Here is a 5,519-nt window from a genome sequence, read left to right as displayed (position 1 = left end):
AAACCGACAAGACATTGCCCCTACCTGTGGAAACCGCAGCCCGTATGGCATGTGAGATCTATGGGTAATGGATAGCCTTTATAAGGGGGGGTTGGGGGGTAAAAGACTACGCATCACATCCAACAGACTTATGTATGTATACCGTAGATAAAAGGGAGGGACAATTCATGAATCGCCCCTCCCTTTTTTGCTAGATTCAACTTAATACACGATCGACTACTTAGCTGCTTTAACTCTCGTCGCCCGGTTGACAATCTTCTCACCTTCGCGTTGTTTCTTCCCGCGCCAGAGCAGACGTAACGGAGTCCCCGAAAAGCCGAGCTGCTTCCGGAACTGATTCTCGATATAACGACGGTAGTTATCATTAAACCGCGAAGGGTCGTTGACGAATAGAGCGATCGTTGGTGGTTGGCTGCTGACTTGGGTACCGTAGTAAACTTTACCCTGCTTACCCTGACGAGTTACCAGCGGATTATGCCAACTCGTAGATTCTTCTAGTACTTGGTTGATTGTTGCAGTACTGACGCGGCGACGGTGTTGTTCGACAGCGCGATCTACTACTTCTAGAATTTTATCAACGCGTTGTCCGGTTAAGGCACTCACGAAGATACTTTCCGCCCATTCTGTAAAATTCAGCCGATTATTTAACTGCTCTTGATAGTCATAAATTGTATAGGAATCCTTCTCTACAGCATCCCATTTATTGACTACAATTACACAAGCCCGACCCTCTTCAACAATCCGTCCGGCTAATTTTTGATCTTGCTCGGTTACACCATCGACAGCATTAAGTACCAGCAGCACTAAATCGCACCGATCGATCGCTTTAAAAGCCCGATTGATCCCAAAAAATTCTGGCCCATAATCGACGTTTTTCTTCCGCCGAATTCCCGCCGTATCGATCAACCGATAATTAGTCCCATTGCGGTTAATTACCGTATCGATCGCATCGCGAGTAGTCCCCGAAATTGGACTGACGATCGAGCGATTTTCACCCAAGAAAGCGTTCAACAAACTCGATTTACCCACATTCGGACGACCGATAATGGCGATCCGAATTTCCGGCTCGTCAACTTCATCCATTACGGGTAAAGTCAGAATCAGATCGTCTAACAATTCCCCCGTACCGCTCCCGTGAATACCGGAGACAGCATAGGGTTCGCCTAATCCCAATTCCCAAAAATCGGCAGTCTGCATGGCACCGACTGTTTCCGATTCGCATTTATTAACAGCGACAAAGATGGGGATTTTTTGGAGCCGCAACCAAGTCGCAATTTCCAAATCTCCACCCGTAATTCCCTGCTGTCCATCGACGACAAATATTGCCGTACTAGCCTGCGACAGAGCCATCATCGCCTGTTCGCGAATCAAGGGTAGGAATTCGGTCTCATCATCAAACACCAGCCCTCCGGTGTCTACAACCACAAACTCACGATCTTGCCAAAATGCCCGACGATATGTACGGTCGCGGGTAACTCCTGGCTCATCATGCACGATCGATTCCCGTGCTCCCGCCAAACGATTGACGAGTGTGGATTTACCCACGTTGGGACGACCTATAATAGCAACGATCGGCAGCGACATAAAATTCTGAACACAAGAGAGCAATATTATAGTGTACCCGCGATCGGGTGGAAATTGTGGTTAGTTCGAGTACATTTGCTGATTCCCTTTCAGGGAGGCTACGCCAACGAGATTAAACGTTACGCTCTGGAAGCTTTGCTAAAATGATGTGTTAAGTACCTTTCGATAATTTATCTTTGACTAAAGCTTAATAATTACCAATTCTTGATGACATTATGGTTGCTTTATCCGATCGATTATTAATGACCGCCGCTGAATATCTCGCCTGGGAACAGACTCAAGAAGAACGTTATGAATATTGGGATGGCGAAGTAGTCGCGACGAGCGGCGGCACTCGCAACCACAATCGCATTTCAGGCAATTTCTTCAGGATTCTAGATGATGCTCTATTAAATCGCTCTTGCGAAGTTTATATTGCCGATGTTAAAGTGCAAGTAGAGCCAGGTCAAAAGTATTTTTATCCCGATGTGGTGGTGACTTGCGACGAACAAGATGACGATACTCAATTCGTCCAATTCCCCTGTCTAATTATCGAAGTATTATCTCCTTCGACTGAGGCAATAGATAGGGGTGTAAAATTCGCCAGATACCGTCAATTTACGTCGTTACAAGAATATGTACTGGTGCAAGCCGACAGGTATCATGTAGAAGTATTTCGCCGGAACGATCGAGGTCAGTGGGTACTTTCAGAATACAATCTAGAAGATAGTCTGTTACTAGAATCAATTAATATCGAAATTACGATTTCCGAGCTGTATCGTCAAGTGCAATTTGAAGTTGATGATTTGGCATCATAATTTCATAGTTGTCTCGCATGATTAATCGATCGCATCTAATAAAATCCCCTCTTGGGCTACCGTGTATATACAAGTCGATTGGACTTCGTTTTGAGATCCCAATCCCCCCTAACCCCCCTTTTTAAGGGGGGAACCGGATCCGGAAGTCCCTCTTGGAAAGGGGGATTCAGGGGGATTCCCATCAATTTCGCTTCTCACCAGAGATGTGTATACAGGGTAGCCTCGGAGAGGTGCCCAAAGGGCGAGGTGGGTAGATCTACGATCGGACAATTGGATCGATTCTTCTAAGATCGCTAATTACCTCGGCAGCAGTTTGGACTTTTAATTTACCCGCTCGAAATTCAGAGATCGAAACCTGTGCAGCTTGGGCAATTTCTTCACGGCGATTTTCAATCGTTCGCTGACGGACGATCTGAATCAACATTTCTTGCTGTTCTGCGGGTAGCTCCATGACAGCATCCAAGACTTCATTTAAGGTTGTCATCGTTGAAGAATGATGGTGATATTTTCATTTTAACTGGCTCCATGCCTTTAAACCCGCAACTGTACGGGTATTAAACCATCTCGCAATTGAATTTGTCGATCGAGCCAGGAGTGGCGAATGCGGCTGCCGATAATGGGTGCGAGGCGGCTGACAGCGTGCCGGATGAGGGGATAATTTCGTAGTAATTCGGCTTGGTTGACTTCTTGCTGCTGTAACTTTTGGATGCGAATTATTTCGGGTTCGCGTTCGGCTTGAATTTGCGGTAATACGCCGTCGATCGCCGTAAGATCGGGGTTGCCTTGGCAGACTGGTACCAGATGATTTGCCGCCACCACGGCATCTCTCAATGCCATATTAATTCCCTGAGCGCGAATCGGCGACATCGGATGGGCGGCATCGCCGAGAACTAACACCCCCGGCTGTTGCCACTGTAAGCACCGACCAACGACGATCGATAATAATAGTGGACGTTCGATTTCATCTCGATGCGATCGCAAATGTGCCGCCAACCAATCGGGAGCCGTTGCCGCTAATTTTTCCGCCCAATCGACCTGTTGCCAGTCGAGAGCATCATCTCGATGCAGCGACCAACCCACCTGAAGATTGCCCTCAGCCCCCTGAAAAGCCCCAAAAGCATCCCCACCGCGCAAGATCGAATAGAAGATGTTCTCTGCGGCAAATTCGGGGCTACTAGGCAGCTTAAACCAGAGGATATCGAAGTTCTGAGTCGATCGATCGAGGGTTAAATTTGCCTGCTCTCGGACGATCGAATTGCGCCCGTCGGCACCAATGACCAGATCTGCGGTAATTTCCCGTCCATCGCTGAGTTTGACCCCCGCCACCCGATCGCCATTCCAGACTAAATCTCGGACGTTAGTACCCTGAATCAGCTCGAATTTAGCACACTGCTGGGCGCGATCGAGAACGCCAGCTAAAAAAGCAGGCTGAGAAATTAACGTGCAAGGTTTACCCCCCCGCGTTATCGGCTCGTCTACCCGAAAGATCGGTCGATTTTCGATATAGAATTCCCACGCATCTAGGGCGCGGTGCGGAATCTCGGCAACTAAATCCGTCAGCCCCATCTCGTCGATTGCCGCTAAACCGCTGGGCATTAGAGCTTCACCCCGAAAGATCCGCCGAAAATTAGTCGAGGCTTCGATCGCGGTGACGGCGATCCCCCGCTGTGCTAGCAACATTGCCAGCGTTAAACCTGTCGGCCCCGCGCCGATAATTACAATTTGGGTCATGGTTTTATCGAAAATAGTGATTAAAATAGAATAAAAGATCTACAAATATTTTAAGGAGATCGACAACCATGATGCAGGTAGATATTGGAATCGATGCAGATACTCGTAAAGAAATTGCCGATGGGTTATCGCGGTTATTGGCAGATACTTACACGCTGTATTTGAAGACTCATTACTTTCATTGGAATGTAACCGGGCCGATGTTTCAAACGCTCCATCTGATGTTTGAAACTCAGTATACCGAATTAGCCCTAGCTGTAGATCTAATTGCCGAACGGATTCGGGCATTAGGCTTTGTCGCACCGGGCAGTTATAGCGAATATGCCAAGCTAAGTTCGATTCCCGAAACAACTAACGTTCCCAAAGCAACAGAGATGATAAAACTGCTCGTAGAAGGACAAGAAGCTGTCTGTCGGACGGCGCGATCGATCTATGCTAGTGCCGAAAAAGCTAGCGACGAACCAACTGCCGACTTACTCACGCAGCGGTTACAATTACACGAAAAAACTGCCTGGATGCTTAGAAGTTTATTAGACCAATAATCAATTTTACTTACCCCTAGCGTTAGGGACGTGGGAGTGAATAGTGAATAGTGGATAGTGGATAGAAGTAAGCTTTGAGTTTATTTCGATCGGTTACTACCGCAGTATCCAAGATCGTTAGGAGGTTTTCTAATTAGTGTGAGCAGTTCGCTTAGGCAGACTTTGCATCACCAGCAGCAATCTCAATCGCTAAAGTTTTCTAACTCTGAGCATACCAAATATCTGCAAGTAGGGGCAATTCATGAATTGCCCCTACTTGCACAATTAGCATCGAGTGTTAAGCGCGCATGTCTGAAACTCCACAGCCAGATCGCACATTACAATTGCAAGCATTAATGTATAAAGTCGGCATTAATAGCTTCAGACAACTATATCGATCGACCGGGATTTCGGCTAGTACGATCGGCAAACTACGATCGGGCAACCTCGATACATTACGGTGGCAAACATTAATTAAAATCAGCAGTGTTTTACAAATAAGTATCGGCGAACTTATTGCGACATTTGGAGAAGGTTCGATTCTCGTTCCGAGAGGCTCCGCCAACAGCGAATCGAGCGATCGGGAATTAGCAACGCTCAAGCAAGAATATCAATATCTCCAGCACCAATTTCAACAGCAACAAACAACGCTTACAGCCGAATTTCAAGCACAAAGTTTACAAACGTTAGAGTCTTTTTTAACTTACTTTCCGACTGCTAAATATGCCGCTAAAAATAATCCTAATTTTCCGGCGAGTAAATTATTTCCACTCGTGCAATCGATCGATCGATTGATTAGTAATTGGGGTGTAACTGTCATTGGCGAAGTTGGTGCTACAATCCCCTACGATCCGCGTTGGCATCAACTCGTTGAAGGAACTGCAAC

Annotated in this window: 6 protein-coding genes; 3 read left to right on the top strand and 3 right to left on the bottom strand. The window is 46.8% G+C overall.

Going from position 1 to position 5,519, the window contains the following annotated elements; all coding sequences use genetic code 11:
• Positions 1 to 216 precede the first annotated feature (216 nt).
• Positions 217 to 1,584 (bottom strand): ribosome biogenesis GTPase Der, encoded by a 1,368-nt coding sequence (der, locus tag Q0R35_RS13535; protein WP_295619082.1) that lies wholly within the window; start codon positions 1,582 to 1,584, stop codon positions 217 to 219.
• Between the two features lie 215 nt (positions 1,585 to 1,799).
• Here der and Q0R35_RS13530 point away from each other — a divergent pair, with 215 nt between their 5' ends.
• Positions 1,800 to 2,381, top strand: a complete 582-nt coding sequence (locus Q0R35_RS13530) for a Uma2 family endonuclease (protein WP_295619079.1) — start codon at positions 1,800 to 1,802, stop codon at positions 2,379 to 2,381.
• Between the two features lie 256 nt (positions 2,382 to 2,637).
• On the opposite strand, the gene Q0R35_RS13525 is transcribed toward Q0R35_RS13530, so the two are convergent.
• Both Q0R35_RS13525 and Q0R35_RS13520 read right to left on the bottom strand, forming a co-directional pair.
• Complete coding sequence (locus Q0R35_RS13525; RefSeq protein WP_295619076.1) at positions 2,638 to 2,865, bottom strand: hypothetical protein; 228 nt, start codon at positions 2,863 to 2,865, stop codon at positions 2,638 to 2,640.
• Positions 2,866 to 2,912: 47 nt separating this feature from the next.
• Complete coding sequence (locus Q0R35_RS13520) at positions 2,913 to 4,112, bottom strand: FAD-dependent monooxygenase (protein ID WP_295619073.1); 1,200 nt, start codon at positions 4,110 to 4,112, stop codon at positions 2,913 to 2,915.
• A gap of 68 nt (positions 4,113 to 4,180) precedes the next feature.
• On the opposite strand from Q0R35_RS13520, the gene Q0R35_RS13515 reads away from it, so the two are divergent.
• Entirely contained in the window at positions 4,181 to 4,654 is a 474-nt protein-coding gene (locus Q0R35_RS13515; protein WP_366944892.1) for a Dps family protein, read from the top strand.
• A 287-nt stretch (positions 4,655 to 4,941) separates the two neighbouring features.
• Positions 4,942 to 5,519, top strand: a 578-nt coding sequence (locus Q0R35_RS13510) for a helix-turn-helix transcriptional regulator (RefSeq protein WP_295619070.1), incomplete at its 3' end; no start/stop codon positions are given.

The organism is Chamaesiphon sp. GL140_3_metabinner_50, assembly GCF_025361915.1.
Classification (GTDB): domain Bacteria; phylum Cyanobacteriota; class Cyanobacteriia; order Cyanobacteriales; family Chamaesiphonaceae; genus Chamaesiphon.
Note: the sequence above shows the minus strand (reverse complement) of the source record. Positions and strands in the feature narration are given on the sequence as shown.